Here is a 23,275-nt window from a genome sequence, read left to right on the forward strand (position 1 = left end):
AAGGATTAACGGGTTAATAGCCAATTTTAAAGAGCTGATTTATAGAAAAAGAAAATAGGAGAAGCAGAAATCTATCGAACCAATTATGGACAGTCAGATAAATCTTGCTTCGTCCTGTAATGCTGAATTACTGGTTCATTATGTTGTTGGATCTTATATTGTATATGTGAAGTACATTGCCCAGCTCTTACCTTCGAAGTCATAGCCGTTGCCCCATGCAGATTCATATCTAAATGTGGGTTCCTGTACTGCTACATGAGCAGCAATAGTTACATTATCATCTGTATTACACCCATCTGGTATAGGTATTGTATATTCCACTTTGTCAGTACAACCGGGATCGGTGAAATCTGTGGAATTATCAAATTTGCCTACTTTTGGATTTCCCTTCTTTGTCAGGGGAATTGGACTTTCATCTGTTGCAATATGCAGATGCGTTTCTGTCATACACCAGTCATCCTCATGCGTAATCCTATATGTAACATAAAGGTAGTCTGCATCATTCGTTACTTCAACATCACCGACTTTGCTGGCAGTTTATACACTGGCCCAGCCGCCAAATAATTCTGCATCATTCGTTACTTCAACCTCAGCACCGTCAGCAGTTATTGCATCATCACCATCAGCACCCATTGCACCATCACCATCAGATGTCATTGCATCACCACCATCAGCAGTCAAATTGAATTCTTCAGCCGATACAGTTCCAAAGGTACCGATAATTGCTATCATAAGCGCTGATAGCAGTACCAATTTATTCATTTTTGCACTCATTTTTTTATTCTCCTTTTCTTTTTTTAGACTAATAGGAAAAATTTGAACTACAACTTATATAGGAAGCAATAATCTTTCCTACACGATTTTTCTCTATTATTACGTTAACTAAACATTAATTTAATAGTATTTATATATTTCATTAGCATCATAATAATGATGACTATGCTTCTATTATTATTATAAATTATTCGATCAGCCAGGATGGATTGATAAAACCAAAATAACAGCAATTGAAGGAATGCAGCCAAAGTAACATCTCATTTTATGAGTTTGGAGCAATCAAAAACTATTGCAGCAACCCCTGCCCCCCATTATAGAAAAGCCAAACCACTTGCAGCTCTACTTAAAGTATTTAAAGGTTTGAATACCCTTAACAGTGTAGTGATAATAATGCCCGAAATTTATGATCCTAAAAAAACTATTAAAATTGAGAATGTTGTTGCTTCTACCGCTATCGGTGCAACTCTCGACCTTCCCAAGATCACACTGCAGTTGGATGGTGCAGATTACAATAAAGAACGTTTCCCAGGTGTAGTTTACAGAACAAAAGAACCAAAAACAGCAGCCCTGATATTCGGAAGTGGAAAAATCGTATGCACTGGTGCCAAAAGCATAGATGACGTACACAACGGCCTGAAAAAGGTTTTTTCCGAACTGAAGAGTATGGGTGTGGATGTCATGGACAATCCTGAGATCATAGTCCAGAATATCGTGGCATCGGCAGACCTGGGTGCTGTGCTGAACCTGAATGCCATAGCCATCGGACTAGGACTTGAGAATATCGAATATGAACCCGAACAGTTCCCAGGACTGGTCTACAGGATCGCAGAACCAAAAGTGGTAATGCTGCTGTTCGGTTCTGGCAAGCTTGTAGTTACAGGCGGAAAAAAACCAGCCGACGCAGATGCGGCAGTTGACAAGATTGTTGAAGAACTGGACGGCCTGGGACTGCTTTGAACACTGACTCGATTTTTCCCATCACTGACCATCATATGCACCTTGACCACAGGTGTCAGGGTGTAAAAGCCGCCAAAGCGTTCCAACGTGCTGGTGGCACACATATTTTTTTAGTTTCAAAACCTTCCTGGACCATAGGTGTGACTGTAGATCATCCTGACGATTACCACAAAGTGTTCGATGAGACCGTACAGATGGCAGCAGAAGTGAAAAAGGTTGGTGTAACTGCCTTTCCCGTACTTGGGGTACATCCTGCTGCTATTACAAAGATGTATGGCAGGGTGGGACTTGACAGGACCGTCGAATTGATGAAGTCTGGCCTGGAACTGGCGGCAAAGTATGTGGAAGAAGGACAGGCAGTAGGTATGAAATCCGGTCGTCCCCATTATGAAGTGGAACCAGCATTGTGGGAAGCGTCCAATGAAATACTTATGTATGCCATGGAACTGGCCAGGGATGTGGGCTGTCCCCTGCAGTTGCATACCGAGAGTGCCACACCGGAAAATATCAGGGAGATCGCTGATATGGCAAGGAAATCCGGGCTTACACCAGGCAAGGTTATCAAGCACTTTTCACCCCCGATGGTGGAAGAATTTGCCAGGTGCGGCTTATGGCCGGGAGTGCTTGCTGGCAAGGGCATGATAAAGGAATCACTTCTGCAAGGGGACAGGTTCATGATGGAAACCGACTATATTGACGACCCACAACGTCCGGGTGCGGTGCTTGGACCGAGGACAATACCCCGCAAGACCCTTGCGTTAGCTGGTGAGTCGGGGGACGACGTATTCTGGAAGATACACAAAGAAAACCCCGAACAGATATATGGTGTGGAAATAGAACGTACCACAATCTAAATATAGAAGTTCAAACATACAAAAATCGAATTCCGATACTTGATTTACAATTATCAGTAGAATATTTCAATAAAATATTTCAGGAGAATATCAATGGCAGCACAGTTAGGCGGTCAGCCAATTACAATACTCAGAGAGGGAACACAGAGAACTACAGGCAGCGAAGCCCAAAGGGGCAATATCATGGCGGCCAAGGTGGTTGCATCTGCTGTACGAACAACTTTGGGCCCCAAAGGCATGGATAAGATGCTTGTGAACTCGGCAGGTCAGGTAACCATCACCAATGACGGAGCTACCATCCTGGATGAGATGGACATTAAACACCCGGCAGCCAAGATGGTGGTGGAAGTGGCCAAGACCCAGGACGACGAAGTAGGGGACGGCACCACATCAGCCGCCATATTGACAGGGGAACTGCTGGCAAAGGCGGAAGACCTGCTGGATCTGAATGTGCACAGCACGACCATTACTGCAGGATACGCTTTGGCTGCAAGTAAATCCCATGAGATACTTGAAGGACTTACATCTGATATCTCAGGGGATGATGAAGATACTCTTATCAATATCGCAGGCACTGCTCTTACCGGTAAAGGTGCTGAATCTTCCAAGGATATACTGGCACCACTGGTGGTCAGGGCTGTCAAATCCATTGTCAAGAAAGGAGTGGACGGTAAAGATACCGTGGATATTAAGGATATCCGGATAGAGCGCAGGGTAGAGGGTGAAATGGAGGACACCGAAATAGTGGAGGGCCTGATCATCGACAGGACGCGAACTCACCAGAGCATGCCCAAGCGGGTTGAAGATGCCAGGATTGCCATACTTGCCACACCCATCGAGGTAAGGTCTATGGAATTCAAGAGTGAAATAACCCTCACAGGTGTGACCGAGCGGCGGGCTTTTATTGATCGTGAAGAAGAAATGATCAGGGAAGTTGTGGACAAAGTGATAAATAGCGGCGCGACTGCTGTGTTCTGCAAGAAAGGAGTGGATGATCTTGCCCGACATTATCTTGCCAAGGCTGGTCTTTTTGTGATCCACAGGGTGAATTTCAATCAATTGAAAAAACTAGCTGAGTGTACCAACGGCCGTATAATTACTAATCTTGATGAACTTACCCCTGACGACCTGGGCACTGCCGGTGTTGTGGAAGAGGTAATGGTTGGCAACGGCGAGATGATATTTATCCGTGATTGCCCTGACAAGAAGACCATATCCATAATCCTGAGAGGCGGTACCGAGCAGGTGGTAGACAACCTTGCCAGGGCCATGCACGATGCCCTCATGGTAGTGGGTGTTGTACTGGAGGATGGGCGTGTAGTTGCAGGCGGAGGTTCGCCTGAGATCGAACTGGCACTGCGCCTGAGGGAATATGCTGCTTCATTGAAGGGCAGGGAACAGCTGGCTGTGAATAAGTTTGCTGAGGCTATTGAGGTGATACCCACAACCCTGGCAGAGACCAGCGGTCTTGACCATATTGACAAACTTGTGGAACTTAAGAGCAAGCACGAAGCAGGCGATAAGTATGCCGGGCTTAATGTGTTTGCTAATAAAATAGAGGATATGAAAGCTGCGGGTGTTGTCGAGCCCCTGAAGGTCAAACTGCAGGCAATTGATTCGGCATCAGAGGCTGCCAGTATGATACTGCGTATCGATGATGTGATTGCAGCCACCAAGGAACAAAAAGGACCGAAACAGGCACCTGGTCTTAGGGATTACGAAGTGTAAGGCTGGATGGGGGAGTTGTGAAAGGCTTCCCATGTACTTTTTTTTTACAGTTGTTTTGTATCCACTTCAAATCCGAGGGCAAAAATAATAGCCACAGAGAACACAGAGGATTTCTTCTCTGTATCCTCTGTGCTCTATGTGGCAGATAAATATAAACAATGATTTATACAAATATTATTACTCTACTTTTTGAAATAGATACGTTATTTTACCGTTTTTTTTTCAGGGTTGGGAATTAGGTAATCCCAACAGTGGGGTTATGTTTGTTTATTTTGTAAACATGATATTTTTCACATCATGTGAAATAATGTGGCATTGCATGCATACTGGATAATCTTCATGTATTGCCTTTAGATGCGGTAATCCATGACATGATTCACAAGTTGGCAAATATCTATGATCTGGATGGCAATAAACACATCCCAGTTCTTTATGTATTGTTTCACTTTCATATAAGGTGGAATTAATGTCTTTGTGGCATGCTGCACAGACACTATCCTGGGAGTCTGCTGGCATTTCAATGACAACAGGGTCATGGGCAGGATGACATTCCAGGCAATCATTATTGCTCATATCCTGAGTATGGGGTTCATGACATGCATTGCATTCCGGGATGTCTTCATGAATTGAATGGCAATATGCACACTGAAGAGTACTGTGCTTCGTGGTGCTTGACTCAAGTGCTATACTCACAGCTTCATGGCATAAAGCACAGTTGTTATTTGAAACACTTTCAGGATAATCAATTTCATGTGGAATATGAGCTGGATGACAATTCAAACAGTCCTCATACGTCAAACCAATGCCATGCGGTGCATGACAGTTGATACATGATTCGATATGTGTATGCACAGGATGACAGTAAACACACTTTAGATCTGAATGCCTGCCCGGTTCCAGGGATCTACTATTGATTATTTCAATGTGGCATTCATCACAATCATCTCCGGAAATACCTAACTCCTGGTAATCTCGTATTGAGGAAAGTTGATTAGACCCATCCATCTGGAAAATATATCCTAATCCAATGATAGCTGACAATATAATGGTAATCACAAGCAGGATTTTCAAAGTATTGAAGGAAGGTTTTGCTTTACGGAAAAATGTAAACCCAGCAACAAATAATAATATTGACACTAATCCCAACAGATTTGTTTTTTTCTCAATTGGCTGCCCTGCCAAACTAGCTGTTTGGTATATTGAGAATTCAACCTTGTTGACCGGGCCCCATTTATTATCTCGCTCCATCGAGTGAACATATACAGTATGGTTGCCTGATTCAAGTCCGGTGGTATTAATGATAAATCCAGATTCTTCCACCTGTTCGTCGAATATTCCATCACTCGGTAAAACCTGCGTACCGTTTCCTGGCAAACCATCATTATCTATGAAATATTCTATGCCCCTTACTTTCATGTTCCAACCGGCTGTGACAGTGATATCCACTTCCACTGGTTGACCTGGCTTAACCACTTCTGGCCTGGCATTTATCTTCTCGATATATGGTGTCAATGGTTCGAAGATATTGATTACATGCAATCCAGGATAATCTCCTCCGTGGCAGCGGTTGCAATCTTCAGCCTGACCGTGGGGTTCGTCGCTTAGATCTACTGCAATATAAGTTGGTATTTCCAGTTCAACATGACAATCTTCACACTGTCTTGGATATAGGTAATCAGCAGGATGTCTGCCCGGGTCAGCTCCATCACCATGGCAGGCCCAGCAAGCTTTATTGATATTATTATTAGCAAGGTATGTTTGTCTGCCGGAATTGAGCTGGCTGTGACCTCCCAACCGGCTCTGTATTGCATTGACTGATGATACGCCAAAACCATTACTGGCATCATGGCAATAGATACAATCAGAACCGCCATCCAGTCCTTCGTTCAATAATGGCACATGGAATGTATCCGGGATTCCGCCAATTGAAAAAGTATCATTGATATGTAGCTGGCTGGTATTGTACCCTCCCAATATCTCATCATCATCCATTCCCATGAGTCCTGAGATAACTTTAACATCAGTAATAATCACAGCGTCGTAATTCTGTCCGTGAAATACACTATCTATACAGACAGAAAAAGTAACTACATCGTTGATCTCATGTCCGTCAAAGGATAGGTCTTCCTCATATTCCAGATACTCTCCTTCTTTGTAGACCCCTTCCTTTACCAAACTCCCTGATTTGGTCAGTGTCATGAATGCACTCTTGCCATTGATGTCTACTTCTTTAGCAGTAAGTGTATAATCCCCATCAACTTCAAGACTCATATTGACTCCTTCTTCGAACACAAGGTGTTTTGGGAAGAGAAACTCCTTATCTTGAGTTTCGTCGTCTGAGAAATCTAATAATTTTTCAACGTAATAAATCTGGTCTTCATCTTCATCAAGTACAAGATATTTGTTCTTATTAATTACATAATCATCCATATGGCAGGCCCAACAGGTAGCATCATCATCCTCCGGATGAATACGCTTCCAGAGTCTTGCTTCAACTTCTACCATCTTTGTCCTGGAACCCCTGAATATGGCAGTGAAGTTCAACTCAAATACATCGCTAGTTACCTTCGCATCATCCGAATCAAGGAAATCGGCTTCATAGGTATAGTTCTGTCCATCATTAATCACAATATCCTCAAGTAAAATATCACCCTGATATAACCGAAGGTGAGCACTGTCGCCATCGACAGCAATATCATCAAATGTCAGGAAGTAACGATTAGCGAGGTGCCATTTATCACCAACATACAATTTTATTTCCCAATCTGTATCTGAAAATCTGGAAATATTATCTGTTGGATCAGGTGCATCACCCCATTCTTCTGCATTGTCCTCATCAAGGTGGCAATATATACAACTCGTTGTATCGATCAGATCCGAAGTGGAACCGTAATGGGATACCAGGGATGTATCGGAAGGGATGATGTTATCCTGATGAGATGCGACACTGTTTAAATGACACGCCGGACAATCTACTGCCGTACTAACATTTTCGTCGATCTCATCCACATTCTTGAAATGCTCATGCACCATGGGTTCATTGAAGACGGACTGATTAACATTATGGCAGTCCATATTGCTGCAGTTCCTGGGGGTTCGATTGTGGACTAAAGACGAGTGACTTCGTGGCTGACTGGCTTCTGAACCATCCCCATCACCATGACATGCCCAGCACCGTACGTTATTTTCACTAACTGTTACTGCTGATCCCCGGTTCAGGTCAAAATGAATGGTTTCTGATTCGTTCATAGCAGGTACATCTATCCGGTACTCTTCACGAACTTCAATCGTTGTATTAAGGTCATGGCAGCCCAGGCAATCTTTTCCAGCGCCTGGAGTCATATTTATTTCATGGAATGTAAATGGCAGAACAACATCGCTTTTAAAGAAGTGACATGGGTAGCAGTTGTTGTTGTTAGTGATATTCAGGAAAGTGTGGTTGATCTTACTGGAAGTGTTTGGATTTATGGGTTTGCCCCATGATACATTTTCACTATTTTCATAATGACACCACATACATTCAGTGGTGTTATTTGTTGTTGTCATTAAATGGGCGGTATCGAGATAATGAGATACAAAGTTCCTTGCCGTATTATGTGTGACATTTGAAGTTGGAACTGGAATAGATAATGAATTGTTATGGCAGAATGAACAACTGGTTGAAGTGTCAGTCCGGACATCCTCGCCAAGGGGCTGATGTTCAGGTATTTGTATTGGATTTATTCGTAAATTATTACTGTTCAGTGGCATGTAAGCATCGTGGCAATCTTCACATAAAGGTAGCTGGGAGTAAATATTCGAATGAAAGGGATTGGTCTGTTGGTCAGAATAATTTACATGGCATCCCCAACAGACTTTTGAAATCTCTGTATAGTTGCTGCTGTTAAAGTCTCCTGTAATGTTATAATGAACACTATTGGAAAAACCTGTTTTGCTGATTATGGAACCATTCCTGTTCAGGGCTGTATAGTTGCCGCCTTCCATGTGGCAATCCGTACAATTATTTCCATGATTTATTTCTTCTGGTAGGTGACAGACCAGGCAGTCCTCGGTTTTAAGTTCATCCTCTGGTTTAGTGGAATGGCATTTAGTGCAGTCACTATTCGCATTTAACTGCCAATGGTGTATGTTTGACAAGCTAGGACCATGACAAAACCTGCAGTCGTCTTCTACTATTGCCTGGGAATTGTCAATATTGGCTGATAATAATATCAGCAGGAAAGTCAGGACTATGAAAATATTACTTCGCATCAATACTGATTTGCTTATGTTTTTGCAAAATCCCTTGTTTATTTGGATTTTCTTTAGCATGAAAATTGAGGTTATACATTTTTTTATAAAAAAAAGGTAGGGGTCTGGTGTCAGATCCCTACATTATTCTTCAGCAATACCCTGAGTGAGTTATCCTGGTATTGTTACCATTTCGATTTGTACGTCAGGTATGACGGTTAATGTAACTTTATTGCTACTCATATCCCCGTCCTTTACTACCCTTAAATCATATATACCTGGTTCGAGTGTCCCTGGGATTGTCACTTCGATTACGGTAGAAGTTATGGAATCCGGTTCTAGTTCTATTGTTACTGTCCCGTTATCCAGGGTAACATTGGAAGTATAGATTGTTTTATTATATTCATTTTCGAAGCTAGTACCATAGATTGTTATGACCGTATCCTGACCCACTGTTATTTCATTAGGAATAACTTCGTCAACTGACGGGACAGTAGCTTCACCTGGATATCCTCCTTCAGAGCTTGACCCTACTGAATCATCCAGCGAACTTAGGGCGTTTGACTCTTGGAATCCATGGCATCCCCAACAGTCCCAACTGTTACCAATGTGACCATATCCAAGTTCTCCAGAGATATCATCATTCTCATACTGGATACTATGTAGTGACTTGATACCATGACATCTTTCACAATATCTGATATCAAGGACTGCACCTCCTTCTCCTGGCGTTCCTGTTGTGTCATCGGATGAGTGGCAAAGATTACAATTGTACGCTGTAAATCCGCTCAGGTTGTGGTGGGTATTTGAGTTTGATCCAATCTGTGGATCAGCTGTCAAATCTGGTTCATGACAGGCTTCACAGCCACCAATTTTCACTCCGGAATCATCTATGTACTTATAGCTGGAATCAGGTGTAATTATGGTTTTAGCATAGGTTGGTATTACGTGTCCATCATTATAGTCATCAACGAAACTACCATGGCACTCACTGCAATTGAAATTCTGAGCATCATCTGTCAAATGGTGTGGAGAGATTGAATGACAATCCGAGCAGTTCCTGAAAGCTTCGAAAGCGCCATTGGTTAATGCATGGCAGTCCAAACAATTATAGCCTTCGTTCGCTATAAGCAAGTGATGTCTGTTTGGAAGATTCTCATCACCGTGGCATTCTATGTTCTTGCATTCTTCTGTAGTAAAACCAGTAAATACAGTGTCATATAATCCTAGATTTTGATTAGCTGGTGCTGGCGGGACATTAGCCATAGCTAAACTGACCAACAGTAAAATCATAAGAGTTGTCGTTAAATAAATAAGTCCTTTTCTTACCAATGTATTTTCCTCCATTAATATTAATATTTTGGACCGCTGCATTTTGTATTAGCAGAATAATTATTTGCCCTGGTTACATTTTTCGACACACTTTACGGTTTCGGACAATAACTTACCTATTGTACATTTTGCAAAACCAAATTTTTCTAAGATGAAATATATTATTCCCAAATACTACCAATTACGACGATCGTTGTACTATTTTTACATAAGGATTTTATATATTAAAGGTTTTCGAATTTGTTCGCATCTTTTTTTAAAAAAAAATATTTAAAAAAATGTTAGAAAAAAATAAGGAAATAATAGGGCATAAATACCTGCCCTACTATTTTTTCCTGCGCAATAGCTGCACTACAACCAGCATGATGGCAAAACCGGTCAGTAGACTAAAACCCGGGATGCCTGTATCTTTCTCGTCTGGTGTTTGCTCAGTTACGGGCTCTTTCCTTTCTACGACAACTGTTGGCTCTACGACAACTTCCTCTTCACTACTTTGGGCATCAACAGAGGCTTCGATGCCAGTTACCGCAAATTGGGAAAAACCTGGTGTTTTTGACTCGAAATACAGGAAATCCTCGTCTTCATCTATCAGATCGGTTTCCAAAGGATTCCATTTTTCATCACTGTAGCGGTTCAAATTGATCGTGGATTTGTCTATCTTATTTTCATTTACCCACGATTTATGCACAATAAAGCTGATGGTCGGGTTGGCAATGTTATTTGGGCTTGCCCAGCCAAGATTTCCTACATAGATACCCATGTTCTTGAATACTTCACCTGGAGGGGCATGGTCTACCAATGTTGAAGTACTTTTCAATATATCAATTTTTGCTGCAATCCTTCCGGAGCTTGTTTTACCAGTGAAGTTAACATATCTGATTATGTTGCCTTCCAGATCAAAACTGTAACTTACTTTTGAATCTTTATTTACATATTCTCTTTCAGTCTCTGAGATCAATATATTCTTAAAGTCTTCACCAGAGGTGCCGCCACCACCTCCACCGCCACTGCCACCGCTGCTACTACTATCGCTATTATCATCCTTGTTTCGTATTACAGTTATTGAACGTTTTCCTTTCAGACCTGCTGCATCAGTTACATTTGCATTTATCGTATTATCCCCCAACGTCAAGGAAACAGGCAATGAAAAAGTTCCTGCATAACCATCTTTCAATATGACCTCTGCAAGTATTTCATTTACAGTTACTGTTGGAGTTGAATTAGTTCCATCAACAACACCACGAATAGTAATAGAACTGGAAGTAGTGGAGTCTCCATCATTATGAGATGTGATGCTGATAGTTGGCTGTACTTTTTCCACAACTGTAACTTTTACCTCATCGCTTGTCTCATTGCCTGAAGTATCATTTGCAATGATAATATAGTTCCAGGTTCCTAAAGTAGTGGTGTTGATCGGTACCTGAAGTTCATCTCCATTTGTATATTGTGTGGAAGAAACAACTTCAGTGCTGTCATTTAATACCTTGTAAAATCCTGATGTTTCAGTTACAATCCATGTAATGTTTTCTGTAGCATCCTGCTCGATCCAAATATCAATAGGTTGGTTAATAATCGTGGTGGGCTCTCGAGAAAAACGTACAAATTTCCAAGTTGTATTTGTGCCGTCATCATCCAATATTGTTGCGCCATTAACTGTAATTTCTATATTATCAACATAGAATCCGTCCTTAATAGTACCAGAGTCATCTGTTTCATAATAAAAACCAATGTATAAAACATCGCTAAAAGGTGATAAATCATAGCTCTTTGTTGTCCAATCCGTCTGGGTTCCATTCAATTTCCATCCAAATAGCTGTTTGACGTTTGGATCATATGATATGAATGCCATAGCAAAATCTCCCGTTTCTTCTATATCATATTTAGTTGAAAAAGTAAGAGTTGCTGTGTCATCATCTTGTAAATCCAGATCCATATACATATAATTCGAAAGATTGTCACCTTGGCCAGAATAGTAATAGTGATTAGTTACATCAGTAGCACCTGCACTTGCCACTAATAACATACTTGTCCCGACAAACAAACAAAATATCAAAGCCATAAAATGATTTATTGATTTCATATTATTACACCTTTAATTTTATCAAATGAACAGTTTTATTTAAGTTATAATCATATATCCATTGCCTGAAATGGATATCCCTATCAACTCTTATTGAGTGTCAACATTACAATCTGAACAATGACTTCCACAAATATTCATGTAACTAAAGCAAGTTTTATACAGACAATCCCAACTCTCTTTACTGGCTGGTGAATCCAAAGTTTAGATTGGAATTTGCCAGATACTTATCCCTTTCCTGAACCTCAAACTTTATGTATACACTCACCGATAATGTTTTTAGTACTGAATTGAACTGGAATCCTCCTGACTAAACTTTATGAAAATTCCCGACAATTCGTGTCAACACCAATAGTATAAGTAATTTTATATATGTGTTTTTTTTATAGTCCTATATAATCCTGTGTAGCCCCGAAACCTTTTTAGAATACCACTGCGCTATTTAGTCCCTTACGATCATGAGTAATATAACTTACCACACATTTGAAACTGCAACCAGGATATTAAAAGAAGGCCCCATATGCGACCACTGCATAGGCCGCCTGTTCGCCAAACTCTCCACAGGCCTGACCAACGACCAGAGAGGTGCTGCCGTAAAACTGGCACTTGCCATGGAAGCCGATAACTCGCGCAGGGAAACTTCTGACGATTCCCTATTGCAGGACCTGGCACCCAGCAGCGTCCATGCACAGAAGAGCCTGGGGCAGGACGTACAGCAGGGCAGGTGCTGGGTCTGCAACGGCCTTTTTGAGCGGCTTGACCACTGGGCCGACCAAGTAGTTGATGCCCTTATAGGATACGAGTTTGATACGTTCCTCATCGGCACACGCCCCTCGGGACTGCTGCTTGAGAACGAAGAAATACTCTGGGCCGAATCAGGGACCCAGTGGGCCGAACCACTGAAAACCGAGATGAACAGGGAAGTGGGCAGGCGGGTAGAGGAAAGGCTTGGTAAACGGGCCAACCTGAACCGCCCCCATATCACTGCCCTGCTGGATATTGCAAAGAACAATGTAGAACTGGAAGTACGGTCACTGTACATATTTGGCAGGTACCGCAAAATCATAAGAGGTATACCCCAGACCCGCTGGCCATGCCGGGAGTGTAGGGGTAAAGGCTGCCCGCGCTGTAACTTTACCGGCCGGATGTACCTCGAATCAGTGGATGAACTGATCGGACCCGAAGTCATGAAGGCTGCGGATGCAAAAGATACCGTGTTCCACGGAGCGGGCAGGGAGGATATTGATGCCCTGATGCTGGGAGACGGCAGGCCCTTCATAGTAGAGGCTGTGCAACCCCTCAAGCGGCGTATTGACCTAACCAGGCTTCAACACAGGATCAACCGTTATGCTGCCGGTAAAGTCGAAGTACTGGGGCTGAAATATGTTGAGCATCCGGCTGTAGAAGCCATCAAACAGGCAAAAGCAGATAAAGTTTATAGAGTAAGAGTGACATTCAGTGCAAAGATATCAGAGGAAAGTCTTATATCTGCTCTCGACATAATAGTCCGGGCACCGATAATGCAGAGCACGCCCACCAGGGTGGCCCATCGCAGGGCTGACCTGGTACGGGAACGAAAAGTGCATTATACCAAACTGGAAGAACTTTCACCAGACGGCCTGTCAGCCACGATCGCAGTGGGCTGCCAGGGTGGATTATATGTGAAAGAACTGGTGTCAGGAGACGAGGGTCGCACAAAACCCAACCTTGCAGATAACCTCAATGTAGAAGCAAAAGTTGCTGAACTTGACGTAATAAAAATTGAAGGAATAATCATTTAATATTTATCGGAGGATTGAACATTGCCAACATCACACGGTGAGAGAAGGAAGACCAGGTACAAATTGAAGAAAAGCCCGCGAGAGAGAGGACTCAGCCCCATATCACGTGCCATCCAGGAATTTGAGATCGGACAGGCAGTCCATATAAAACTGGACCCCAGTGTACATAGGGGAATGGCAAACCCCAAGTTCCATGGCAAGACAGGAAAAGTTGTCGGGCAGCGTGGCAGGGCATACCTGATAGCAGTAAGGGACGGAAATGCTATTAAGCAGGCTATCCTGTACCCGGAGCACCTGCGACCGCAGGTATGAATAATTGAATATTGTAACCAGTATCCAGGATATAATTTATGATAGTAAAAGGAATCATAAACGAGGAAATGATCACCCTTGCAGAGGCAAAGGAGATCCTGCTCGATATTAAAGATAAACGCACAGAAGAGGATATGGAACTGGGATATGAACTGAGAAGGGCCATAAACCATGCCGAGTTATTTTCCAAGACCGATGCTTCCAAATCCAGGAAGCTGGTGGAAGAACTGTTAAAACTGGAAAAAATGAAGCCGGAAATTGCATATCGCCTGGCAGATATTATGCCTGCCAGCTTTGATGAGATACGTTCAATATATGCAAAAGAGAGGTTTACCCTATCTGAAGAAGAACTCATTACTATTCTTGACAGTATTACCGATGCATATTGAAATGCGGCTTTCAACAATATAAAACTTTATATGTAATCGGTATTATGTTATCTTGAAAAAAGGATGCATAGGGCTTCCTTTTTAGTATTTTGGAAATATTGGATTATTAAGGTTGTGAGTGGATAAGTATGGTAAGTGGAAAAAAACCTCAAAAGGAAGAGTGGGGATTGGTATTGGACTTTTTACCATATGGAAGTCCGGAAGATAACAGGCCTGTGTATCAAAAAAAACCACTTGTGCAGGCTGTAGGTGAATCCTATTTTGTAATAATGGAATTGATGCTTAAAGATAACATTGTTCCCCAGACACAGGATAGAGTATACATTGGCGAAGGGGACCGGAATGTGATCGATCATGTCAAACGCAGGATCACTTATGATGAACTCACGCACGGTTCGCAGATGGAGCTACCATTCATCATGGAAAAGATTATACTTGAGAACGAGTCCAAATATATTGATTTCTTCAATGATGCATATCCCATTACCAACAGGCTTCACATGCTCGAACTCCTGCCCGGTATCGGCAAGAAATTGATGTGGGCGATCATAGATGAGCATAAAAAAGGCAAATTCCTGAACTTCAATAACCTTGTTGAGCGGGTCAAAGGTCTTCATACACCAGAGAAATTGATAGTTCACAGGATCATCGATGAATTGAAGGATGAGAATATCAAATACCGCCTTTTCACAACGCCTGCCAAAAGCCGCCACCATAAATGAAGCCAAAACATGGACAGCATTTTCTTATAAACCAGCGGGTTATTAATAGGATTATCGGATATGCAGGGTTAACTAAAGCTGATACCGCTCTTGAGATCGGCGGTGGAACAGGCAACCTGACATTAAAACTTAAGGAAGCAGCAGGCAAGGTCATAGTCATTGAACTTGACCGCCAACTGGCTGTAGGACTTACACAGATTACCAGGGACTCCAATGTTACAGTAATACAGGGGGATGCACTGGAAATTCCGCTTCCCGGTTTTAATAAAGTAGTTGCAAACCTTCCCTACCAGATATCATCAAAGATCACATTCAGGCTGTTGCGGCATTCTTTTGATCATGCAGTCCTTATGTACCAGCTTGAATTTGCAAACCGCATGCTTGCTTCACCCGGCACACCAGACTATAGCCGGCTTTCCGTAATGGCCCAGTACTTTGCCGCTATCGAACTGCTGGAAACAGTACCACCTTCTGCTTTTAAACCCCAGCCTGCTGTCAGGTCCGCAATATTGAAACTCACACCAAGGGAACCGCCTTATCATGTCAATAATATTGATTTTTTCGAAAATTTCCTGAAGGCCGTATTCGGACAGCGCAGGAAGATGTTGAGGAATTCCTTACGCTCGGCAGCACCAATGCTGGGTATCGCACCCGAAAACCTACAAGAGGTAGATCAAGGGATACTGGAAATGCGCCCCGAATCCCTTACCCCCGAAGAACTGGCCGGACTGGCAAACCGGATTCAGGCAGGCACATGACTTCGATCACTTACAGGAATAAGACCATACAACTGGCGTCCCATGTCTATGAACCGGCAGAAGATAGTTTCCTGCTTGTTGATGCACTACTTGAAAATATTCGAAATGGTGACCGTGTACTTGAAGTGGGGTGCGGTTCAGGGATAATATCTGTATTTGCCAGCGACATTGCTTCAATGGTGGTTGCCACTGACCGTAATCCCTGTGCTGTGAGATGTGCAGCAGGTAACGGGGTAACTGTGGTCAGGACCGACCTGTACGCAGGGTTGAAAGGCACCTTTGACCTGATACTATTCAACCCCCCCTACCTGCCCACATCAAAAAACGAGCGCCTGGGTGGGTGGGATGACCTTATGCTTGACGGTGGGCCGGACGGGAGGAGGACCATTGCACGTTTTCTTAAAGGAATATGGGAACTTTTATCCCCGGTTGGACGGGTGCTCCTGCTGGTTTCATCGCTCACAGGTGTCAGTGAGGTTAGCAGATCGATGCAGGATGCCGGCCTGGCTGTGGAACTTATGTCAGAGTCCAGGCACTTTTTTGAACAACTGATTGTACTAAAAGGGAGTAAATAGATAGACTCAGACGTATGATATGATTTTATTATAAAATCTGCATGCCTGACTGCCTATATATCTAAGGTCTTATGTGTATCAATATCAGTCCTGTGCCCCCACACATTGCCGACCCTTATTTCAATATTGTTCATTGACATTAATGTTTTGGTTGTATTTGATAATGTGTTGAAATAAGAAACAGGAAGCTGGATCATTTTAATATTAGGACAGGTACGGACCACATTGAATATCTCTTTTTCTGATGGTCTGAAACAGAAGTGGACATATTCCTCATCAGACTGCAGGCTGGCCATATCTTCTTCCGAACCGATTATACGAAATACTACTTCCATAATATGTAAGAGTATAGGATTCAACTATTTATAATTATTGATTGTTGATGAGAAGTAAATCATTTTACACCAGATGGGCCAATGATTTGGTTTATGTTGGCAGTACCAGGCTGTAGCACAGGAAGAACTATCTAAAGATATACCATCTTCGCATTCAGTATACCTTTCACAGCCCTTATCTCGTTTAATATCTCCTCATTCACCTCTGAATCCACATTAAGAGCCATAATGGCGGTCCCACCTGCTTTTATGCGGCCGACCTGCATGCCTGCAATATTGATGTCATGTTTACCCAGCAACATGCAGCATGGGCCTATGATGTTCGGATGGTCCTCATGAAGGGCGATTATCATATGCCCTAAGGGCAGCACATCAATGCTGAACTCATCGATCTGCACGATCCTGGGATTTGTACCTACCATGGTACCTCCCACGGTCTTTACCTTTCCATTATTGAAAATATTCACCATGATCAGATTGGAGTAGCTCTCTGTGGTCTTTGACTTGCTCTCTACCACCTTTATCTTACGCTCTTTGGCAATGACAGGAGCATTTACATAGTTCACTGATGACCCCATAGCGAACTCAAGCAGCCCCTTAAGGGCGGCTACAGTTACGGGTCCTGTATCCCAGTCAGCGATCTCACCGCTGTATGATACCTCTATCCTCTCATATTTTTCTTCCATGAGCTGGGCGGCAAGTTTGCCAATCTTCTCTGCCAGCGGCAGGTAGGGCTGCAGCACTTTCATGACCTCCTGTTTCACATATGGCATATTGATGGCGTTTTTTACAGGCAGCCCCTGGTTAAAGTTGATGATCTGCTCGGCCACATCCACTGCCACATTTACCTGGGCTTCTTTTGTGGATGCTCCCAGATGTGGCGTGACTATAATATTATCCTGTTCCAGCAACGGTGAGCCGATTGGCGGCTCGCTGGTGAAAACATCAATGGCGGCGGCGGCCACTTTACCACTGGCCACGGCCTCAGCCAGGGCTTCCTCATTAATTATCCCGCCGCGGGCGCAGTTTATGATCCTGACCCCGGGTTTGGCTTTTTCGAATTCTTCTCTGTCGATGAGGTTTCTGGTGTCCTTTGTAAGGGGTGTATGCACAGTGATGTAATCCGCATTTAACACAATATCCTCCACAGTGGTAAGCTTGACACCCAGGTCAGCTGCTCGTTCTTCACTGATGAACGGGTCATAGGCCATGATATTCATCTCCATTCCCTGTGCGCGCTTGGCCACTTCCGTACCTATCCGTCCAAGTCCAACCACACCCAGGGTCTTGCCCCTTACTTCAACACCCATGAAGAGTTTACGGTCCCATTTCCCTGCTCTCATGGACTGGTTTGCCTGTGGGATGTTCCTGGAGATGGCCATCATCATGGCTATGGTGTGCTCGGCAGCAGATATCATATTGCCTTCCGGGGCGTTGATCACAATGATACCCCTCTGGGTGGCTGCTTCAACATCGATATTATCCACACCCACGCCGGCCCTGCCTATGATCTTAAGGTTTTCAGCAGCCTCGATGACATCTTCAGTCACCTGGGTCTGGCTCCTGACTACCAGGGCATCGTATTCTCCTATGCATACCTTCAATTCTTCCGGGCTCATCCCCGTTCTTACATCAACTTCCACTCCTTTTTCCAGTATTTCTATACCCTTTTCAGATAATGAATCGCTAACAAGAACTTTCATGTCATATCCTCCGATGATTAATAGTATTCTATCTTGAATCTGAAAAGTAATATGAGTATTATAACTTCATTGTTTCGTTATGGGACAATGGTAAGCATGAAACCGCATATTCCAGAATTCGTATCAGGTAGTATATTCTGCATTGATCCGCACATAGTCGTAGGACAGATCGCATCCCCAAGCCGTAGCGCATTCGCTGCCCACTCCAAGGTCTGTGCTGATAATAACCTCTTTAGAACCCATGATCTCCTTAAGCGTATCTTCAGAGGTGCTGGCGATCCTGCCTTTTTCCACCAGCATTACCGATGAGTGATTGCTGGCAAATGTCAGGCTGATACGGTCCTGTTCCATTTCTGCACCCGAATATCCCACAGCAGCCACTACCCTGCCCCAGTTTGGGTCACGGCCGAATATTGCGGATTTGACAAGGGGTGATGTGATAACGGCCTTTGCAGCCAGTATGGCATCACTTTCGCTTGCTGCCCCTGTGACCCTTGCCTCGATCAGGCGTGTGGCACCTTCACCGTCCCTGGCGATCATCCTGGCAAGTGCTGTGCAAACTGCTTTTAGACCCTGTCCGAACTCTTCCGGGTCAGTGTGGCCTATTGTGCGGCTCACTTTATGGCTCTTTGCGTGACCCACTGCGTGATCCATTTGTCCGGTGGCGGTTATCAATACCATATCATTTGTGCTGGTATCCCCGTCCACCACTACCATATTAAAACTCTTATCTACTGCCCGCTTAAGATGCTTTCCAAGTTCCCAGGCATCCATCGCAGCATCGGTATACAGGAAAGCCAGCATAGTACCCATATTCGGGGCGATCATGCCGCTACCCTTTGCTATCCCGCCGATGCGCGTGCCGTCAGGAAGTTCAACTGCCGCTTCCTTGGCAAAGGTATCTGTGGTCATAATGGCACTGGCAGCGGCTGTACTGCCCTCTTCCGAATCAGTCAAACCCCCTGTCACCTCCACCACCTGTGACCTGATAATATCAAGATCAAGCCTGTGACCGATAACACCTGTGGATGCCACTGCCACTGTCCTCTCATCCAGGCCGGGACCTTTGGCAGCCAATTTCGCCATAACCCTTGCATCCTCTATTCCTTCCTGCCCGGTAAATGCATTGGCATTGCCGCTGTTGGCTATCACTACAGATAACCTGCCCATCTCAAGGTGCTCCCTTGTAAGTATCAGGGGTGCGGCTATGACCCGGTTGCGAGTGAACACGCCTGCTGCACTGCCGTCTGCCTTTATAAGTGCCAGGCCGTACTTATCCTGCTTTACACCCCAGGCAGACACACCTTTTACAGCACAGATGCCGCCGTCTATGAACTTCAACTGCAACAGCTCCCATCAAGCCGATAATGCCAGCCCGGCAATAATATCATGGCGCGTCACAATACCAACCAGTTCACTGTCCTTGATCACCGGTACCCTGACAACATTATGTTTGACCATTCTCGATGCCACAGTCTCCAGGCTTTCAGAAACATCTGCGGTGACCACGGGATGGCTCATTATATCGCTGACCTTCTTGTTGCCCACATCATCCAGTGCATGGCTGGCCTCTTCCCATCCGATAAGTTCCCTAAGCGGCACCTCAATGATCTCAAAGGGACTTGGCAGCCAGAGCTGGCTATCCCTTTCCGGTACTTCCAGCAATTTGAGGATATCACTTTCTGTGATCATACCTGTCACTTTCCTATCCTGTACCACTGGTATCCCGCCTATTTTATGCTCCCGGAGTAAACGGGCAGCAATTTTGACCGGGTCGTCCGGACTGCAAAATACTACATTCCTTGTCATAATCTCATTTATCTGCATAATTGTAACTCCTTAGGGCACTCCTCAGGGAAAAGTTGCAGGATTCCATAGTCCTGCCGTTTCGTCAAGTCCGAACATCAGGTTCATGTTCTGCACCGCCTGCCCAGATGCTCCTTTAACCAGATTGTCAATGGCAGATACCACTACCAACCGCTGTCCTTCTGCATCCATCTCAAAACCTATATCACAGAAATTGGAACCCCTTACCGGACCCAGCATGGGAATGCCATCCATAAGCCGGATAAATGGTTTGTCCTTGTAGAACCGGTTGTAGATATCGGCAACCTGCCCTGTATCCATATCTTTTTTCAGGAACAGGTGGGCTGTGGTCAGGATACCCCTGACAGACGGGATTACGTGGGGCGTAAAACTGACCCTGGTATTATTATCCAGCCGTCCCAGTTCCTGCTGCATCTCGACACCGTGGCGGTGGGTAGTGAGCTTGTACGCCTGCACGTTCTCTGCCATGTTCGGGTAGTGGGATACCCCACTTGGTTCGGCACCGGCACCGGATATTCCGCTCTTGGAGTCAAAGACCACACGCTCGACCAGCCCGGCGGCTGTCAATGGTGCGGCTGCCAGGGTTGCGCCGGTCGGATAACATCCGGGATTGGCGATCATTGAGGCACCGACAACTTCAGGATGCAGTTCAGGCAGGCCGTAAACGGCCTCCTTTGGTGCTTTGTGTTTAAGGTTGTAGGTCGTTTCGAACACACTAACAGGCAGCCGGTAGTCTGCGCTAAGGTCGATGACCTTTGTGCCAGCGTCCAGTAGCGGCGGCACCACATCCATGGCACTGCCGTGGGGGACGGCTGTGAAGACCACATCACAATGGCCCGCCACTTCACCTGCACTTAGGTTTTGGAACTTCAGGTCACTAAAACCCCTCAGGTGCAGGTGTGTGTCACTCACCGGACTTCCATCCAGGCGCCGTGAGGTCACGCATACCACTTCTACATCCGGGTGGCTGGTCATAAGGCGCATCAATTCGCCACCAGTGTAGCCCGAACCTCCGATAATCCCTGCTTTTATCATAGTATCACTGTATTTACTACTCTTTAGGATATATAATCTATTTATCAGCTATGTTTTTGCCAGGAAAATTGCGTTTTTACACTCGACTTACGACCTGCGCCCGACCCCCAACCCACAATATCCCGGATACCATCCATCTGCACCAGGATTATCGATACTCACCCAGTGTTGAAGATAATAATAAAAATTTAAAAATAAGCCAAGGTCCGGATTCGAACCGGAATAAAACCGCTTACTGCCAGCACATGATAATGTGCATATCTGCAGGCGATTGCGTAGCCGCTCCGCCACCTTGGCGCTTAGGTGGCTGTAAATATACATTATAGTAAATAATTCTTTTCATCCAGGCAATTAAGAAAATGGCATTATCTACACAACTTTAAGGTACAATAAAGATAATTTCCAAACTATTCCAACGGTTTGGATAATATGATAGTCAATGCAGAATGCGTAGGGTGCGGCCAGTGTGTAGTATTTTGTCCCAGCGAGGCAATTTCAGTATGGGGCAGAGCAAGTATCAGTGACAACTGCACCCGGTGCGGTGTATGTGTACCATACTGCCCGCTGGGTGCCATCAGGGAGGATGAGGCATGAAAGCCCTGATAATAGGCGGGGGCTTAGGCGGCCTGCTCACAGCAGCGCGGCTCGTAAAGGCAGGGCACAGGATTGAAATCTTTGAACGCCAGGCCCTTATCGGCGGGCGGTTCATAAACCTTGACTACAAAGGCTATAAACTGACATCCGGCGCCTTGCACATGATACCTCACGGCTCCAGGGGCCCGCTGGCATCCATGCTCAGGCAGGTAGGTGCTGATGTTAAGATAGTCACCTCATCGCCCCCGGCCATGCTCAGGATACCTGATAACGGCAGTGTCAGGGACATACCCTTTAAAAATTTCTCCAGCCCCCTTTCCCTGACCGACAAACTGAAACTATTCTACCTCAATACCAAATCCAGATTCGTAAAACCTGGTGATGAAAGTTTTAAAGACTGGTTCTTCCCTTTCATTAAGGACCCCTGGCTCATCAAATTTGCAAATGCTTATTGTGGATGGGCATTGAGCATGCGCTGTGATGATGTATCTGTCAGGGAAATGCTTGCAATAATTGACAATATGCGCCGCTATGGCGGTCCAGGCGTGCCTATGGGGGGGTGCAGTGCCATCATCAATGCCCTGGAACAGGTCATACTCTCAGGCGGCGGCATAATACATACCAATAGTCAGGTCGACCAGATACTGATAGTGGACAGCAGGGCAGTGGGAGTTGAGGCCGGTGGCGAGACAATACCGGGGGATGTAGTCATAAGCGATATCGGGCACCAGTTAACAGCACAGTTATATGACCACCCTGACACAGATGAGTTCAAAGAATACACAGCAGCACTGAATTCGGCCAGACCAGCGCCAGGTATCAAGATATGCCTGGGCGCAAACATGCCGCTGATAGGGCATAGCGGTATATTGCTCACGCCTTATGCCAGGCGGGTAAACGGCATCAACGAGGTTACATCTATAGACCCGTCCCTGGCACCGCCTGGAAAACATCTGATCATGTCACATCAGGCATTACAATCTGATGATATCCAGTCTGAGATAGAACTGGGACTGAAAGACCTTGAAGATATATTCCACAAAGATGACTATGAGGTACTGATGGTCCAGACCTACCGGAACGGCTGGCCTGTGAACCGGGCAGGTTCGGGGTCAGACCTGGGCAATACCACGCCCATTAAGGGACTTTACATCGTGGGGGACGGTGCCAAGGGCAAGGGCGGTATCGAGGTGGAAGGCGTGGCAATGGGGGTAGAGAACACTATTGGGCTATTACAGAATTTTAAAACGAATTATGCCAGATAGAATATATTCTATGTGATGTAG

The 23,275-nt window shown here is 44.7% G+C and carries 21 protein-coding genes and 1 tRNA gene; 11 read left to right on the forward strand and 11 right to left on the reverse strand.

Annotated elements, in window-relative coordinates:
• Positions 1-153 precede the first annotated feature (153 nt).
• Complete coding sequence (locus HF974_14815) at positions 154-447, reverse strand: hypothetical protein (protein ID MBC2699569.1); 294 nt, start codon at positions 445-447, stop codon at positions 154-156.
• A 90-nt stretch (positions 448-537) separates the two neighbouring features.
• The gene (locus HF974_14820; protein ID MBC2699570.1) at positions 538-774 is read right to left on the reverse strand and encodes a hypothetical protein; all 237 of its coding nucleotides are present in this window, start codon (positions 772-774) and stop codon (positions 538-540) included.
• A gap of 402 nt (positions 775-1,176) precedes the next feature.
• On the opposite strand from HF974_14820, the gene HF974_14825 reads away from it, so the two are divergent.
• From HF974_14825 to HF974_14835, 3 genes are all read left to right on the forward strand, one after another.
• Positions 1,177-1,734: a TATA-box-binding protein gene (locus HF974_14825; GenBank protein ID MBC2699571.1), complete on the forward strand. Its 558-nt coding sequence runs from the start codon at positions 1,177-1,179 to the stop codon at positions 1,732-1,734.
• Positions 1,735-1,769: 35 nt separating this feature from the next.
• Positions 1,770-2,588, forward strand: coding sequence for a metal-dependent hydrolase (locus HF974_14830; GenBank protein ID MBC2699572.1), 819 nt, complete (start codon positions 1,770-1,772; stop codon positions 2,586-2,588).
• Positions 2,589-2,681: 93 nt separating this feature from the next.
• Positions 2,682-4,316 carry a thermosome subunit gene (locus tag HF974_14835; GenBank protein MBC2699573.1) on the forward strand — a complete coding sequence of 545 codons (1,635 nt, stop codon included), beginning with the start codon at positions 2,682-2,684 and terminating at the stop codon, positions 4,314-4,316.
• A gap of 267 nt (positions 4,317-4,583) precedes the next feature.
• Here HF974_14835 and HF974_14840 read toward each other — a convergent pair whose 3' ends face one another.
• From HF974_14840 to HF974_14850, 3 genes are all read right to left on the reverse strand, one after another.
• Positions 4,584-8,627, reverse strand: coding sequence for a hypothetical protein (locus HF974_14840; GenBank protein MBC2699574.1), 4,044 nt, complete (start codon positions 8,625-8,627; stop codon positions 4,584-4,586).
• Positions 8,628-8,717: 90 nt separating this feature from the next.
• Positions 8,718-9,812: a hypothetical protein gene (locus HF974_14845; GenBank protein MBC2699575.1), complete on the reverse strand. Its 1,095-nt coding sequence runs from the start codon at positions 9,810-9,812 to the stop codon at positions 8,718-8,720.
• Between the two features lie 391 nt (positions 9,813-10,203).
• Positions 10,204-11,958, reverse strand: coding sequence for a PGF-pre-PGF domain-containing protein (locus HF974_14850; protein ID MBC2699576.1), 1,755 nt, complete (start codon positions 11,956-11,958; stop codon positions 10,204-10,206).
• 458 nt (positions 11,959-12,416) lie between these two features.
• Between HF974_14850 and HF974_14855 the strand changes: the two genes are divergently transcribed.
• The 6 genes from HF974_14855 to HF974_14880 all read left to right on the forward strand — a co-directional run bounded on the left by HF974_14855 (position 12,417) and on the right by HF974_14880 (position 16,495).
• Entirely contained in the window at positions 12,417-13,739 is a 1,323-nt protein-coding gene (locus HF974_14855; GenBank protein ID MBC2699577.1) for a tRNA pseudouridine(54/55) synthase Pus10, read from the forward strand.
• A 21-nt stretch (positions 13,740-13,760) separates the two neighbouring features.
• On the forward strand, positions 13,761-14,051 hold the full coding sequence (locus HF974_14860; protein ID MBC2699578.1) for a 50S ribosomal protein L21e: 291 nt from the start codon (positions 13,761-13,763) through the stop codon (positions 14,049-14,051).
• A 38-nt stretch (positions 14,052-14,089) separates the two neighbouring features.
• Positions 14,090-14,440 (forward strand): RNA polymerase Rpb4 family protein, encoded by a 351-nt coding sequence (locus HF974_14865; GenBank protein ID MBC2699579.1) that lies wholly within the window; start codon positions 14,090-14,092, stop codon positions 14,438-14,440.
• A 128-nt stretch (positions 14,441-14,568) separates the two neighbouring features.
• Positions 14,569-15,162 (forward strand): DUF655 domain-containing protein, encoded by a 594-nt coding sequence (locus tag HF974_14870; GenBank protein ID MBC2699580.1) that lies wholly within the window; start codon positions 14,569-14,571, stop codon positions 15,160-15,162.
• On the forward strand, positions 15,159-15,920 hold the full coding sequence (gene rsmA / locus HF974_14875) for a ribosomal RNA small subunit methyltransferase A (protein MBC2699581.1): 762 nt from the start codon (positions 15,159-15,161) through the stop codon (positions 15,918-15,920). Before HF974_14870 ends, rsmA begins: the two co-directional genes overlap by 4 nt.
• Positions 15,917-16,495, forward strand: a complete 579-nt coding sequence (locus tag HF974_14880) for a methyltransferase (protein MBC2699582.1) — start codon at positions 15,917-15,919, stop codon at positions 16,493-16,495. The genes rsmA and HF974_14880 overlap by 4 nt, the downstream gene beginning before the upstream one ends.
• 53 nt (positions 16,496-16,548) lie before the next feature.
• Here HF974_14880 and HF974_14885 read toward each other — a convergent pair whose 3' ends face one another.
• From HF974_14885 to HF974_14910, 6 genes are all read right to left on the reverse strand, one after another.
• Positions 16,549-16,830, reverse strand: coding sequence for a DUF1699 family protein (locus HF974_14885; GenBank protein ID MBC2699583.1), 282 nt, complete (start codon positions 16,828-16,830; stop codon positions 16,549-16,551).
• Between the two features lie 131 nt (positions 16,831-16,961).
• Positions 16,962-18,533, reverse strand: a complete 1,572-nt coding sequence (locus tag HF974_14890; GenBank protein MBC2699584.1) for a phosphoglycerate dehydrogenase — start codon at positions 18,531-18,533, stop codon at positions 16,962-16,964.
• A gap of 123 nt (positions 18,534-18,656) precedes the next feature.
• Positions 18,657-19,874, reverse strand: coding sequence for a bifunctional ornithine acetyltransferase/N-acetylglutamate synthase (gene argJ, locus HF974_14895; GenBank protein MBC2699585.1), 1,218 nt, complete (start codon positions 19,872-19,874; stop codon positions 18,657-18,659).
• Between the two features lie 15 nt (positions 19,875-19,889).
• Positions 19,890-20,360, reverse strand: coding sequence for a CBS domain-containing protein (locus tag HF974_14900; protein MBC2699586.1), 471 nt, complete (start codon positions 20,358-20,360; stop codon positions 19,890-19,892).
• A 24-nt stretch (positions 20,361-20,384) separates the two neighbouring features.
• Positions 20,385-21,395: an N-acetyl-gamma-glutamyl-phosphate reductase gene (locus HF974_14905; GenBank protein MBC2699587.1), complete on the reverse strand. Its 1,011-nt coding sequence runs from the start codon at positions 21,393-21,395 to the stop codon at positions 20,385-20,387.
• Between the two features lie 197 nt (positions 21,396-21,592).
• Positions 21,593-21,692 (reverse strand) — tRNA-Cys (locus tag HF974_14910).
• Positions 21,693-21,824: 132 nt separating this feature from the next.
• On the opposite strand from HF974_14910, the gene HF974_14915 reads away from it, so the two are divergent.
• Both HF974_14915 and HF974_14920 read left to right on the forward strand, forming a co-directional pair.
• Positions 21,825-21,989, forward strand: a complete 165-nt coding sequence (locus HF974_14915; protein MBC2699588.1) for a 4Fe-4S binding protein — start codon at positions 21,825-21,827, stop codon at positions 21,987-21,989.
• Positions 21,986-23,254, forward strand: coding sequence for an NAD(P)/FAD-dependent oxidoreductase (locus HF974_14920; protein MBC2699589.1), 1,269 nt, complete (start codon positions 21,986-21,988; stop codon positions 23,252-23,254). The genes HF974_14915 and HF974_14920 overlap by 4 nt, the downstream gene beginning before the upstream one ends.
• Positions 23,255-23,275: the final 21 nt, after the last annotated feature.

It is taken from the genome of ANME-2 cluster archaeon, from assembly GCA_014237145.1.
Taxonomy (GTDB): Archaea; Halobacteriota; Methanosarcinia; order Methanosarcinales; family Methanocomedenaceae; genus Methanocomedens_A.

Excerpts from the sequence above, each read along its gene's own strand:
- HF974_14815 (MBC2699569.1), bottom strand. The coding sequence starts at position 447 with ATGACAGAAACGCATCTGCATATTGCAACAGATGAAAGTCCAATTCCC.
- HF974_14820 (MBC2699570.1), bottom strand. The coding sequence starts at position 774 with ATGAGTGCAAAAATGAATAAATTGGTACTGCTATCAGCGCTTATGATA.
- HF974_14830 (MBC2699572.1), top strand. The coding sequence starts at position 1,770 with ATGCACCTTGACCACAGGTGTCAGGGTGTAAAAGCCGCCAAAGCGTTC.
- HF974_14835 (MBC2699573.1), top strand. The coding sequence starts at position 2,682 with ATGGCAGCACAGTTAGGCGGTCAGCCAATTACAATACTCAGAGAGGGA.
- HF974_14840 (MBC2699574.1), bottom strand. The coding sequence starts at position 8,627 with ATGCTAAAGAAAATCCAAATAAACAAGGGATTTTGCAAAAACATAAGC.
- HF974_14845 (MBC2699575.1), bottom strand. The coding sequence starts at position 9,812 with ATGGCTAATGTCCCGCCAGCACCAGCTAATCAAAATCTAGGATTATAT.
- HF974_14850 (MBC2699576.1), bottom strand. The coding sequence starts at position 11,958 with ATGAAATCAATAAATCATTTTATGGCTTTGATATTTTGTTTGTTTGTC.
- HF974_14855 (MBC2699577.1), top strand. The coding sequence starts at position 12,417 with ATGAGTAATATAACTTACCACACATTTGAAACTGCAACCAGGATATTA.
- HF974_14865 (MBC2699579.1), top strand. The coding sequence starts at position 14,090 with ATGATAGTAAAAGGAATCATAAACGAGGAAATGATCACCCTTGCAGAG.
- HF974_14870 (MBC2699580.1), top strand. The coding sequence starts at position 14,569 with ATGGTAAGTGGAAAAAAACCTCAAAAGGAAGAGTGGGGATTGGTATTG.
- rsmA (MBC2699581.1), top strand. The coding sequence starts at position 15,159 with ATGAAGCCAAAACATGGACAGCATTTTCTTATAAACCAGCGGGTTATT.
- HF974_14880 (MBC2699582.1), top strand. The coding sequence starts at position 15,917 with ATGACTTCGATCACTTACAGGAATAAGACCATACAACTGGCGTCCCAT.
- HF974_14885 (MBC2699583.1), bottom strand. The coding sequence starts at position 16,830 with ATGGAAGTAGTATTTCGTATAATCGGTTCGGAAGAAGATATGGCCAGC.
- HF974_14890 (MBC2699584.1), bottom strand. The coding sequence starts at position 18,533 with ATGAAAGTTCTTGTTAGCGATTCATTATCTGAAAAGGGTATAGAAATA.
- HF974_14900 (MBC2699586.1), bottom strand. The coding sequence starts at position 20,360 with ATGCAGATAAATGAGATTATGACAAGGAATGTAGTATTTTGCAGTCCG.
- HF974_14905 (MBC2699587.1), bottom strand. The coding sequence starts at position 21,395 with ATGATAAAAGCAGGGATTATCGGAGGTTCGGGCTACACTGGTGGCGAA.
- HF974_14915 (MBC2699588.1), top strand. The coding sequence starts at position 21,825 with ATGATAGTCAATGCAGAATGCGTAGGGTGCGGCCAGTGTGTAGTATTT.
- HF974_14920 (MBC2699589.1), top strand. The coding sequence starts at position 21,986 with ATGAAAGCCCTGATAATAGGCGGGGGCTTAGGCGGCCTGCTCACAGCA.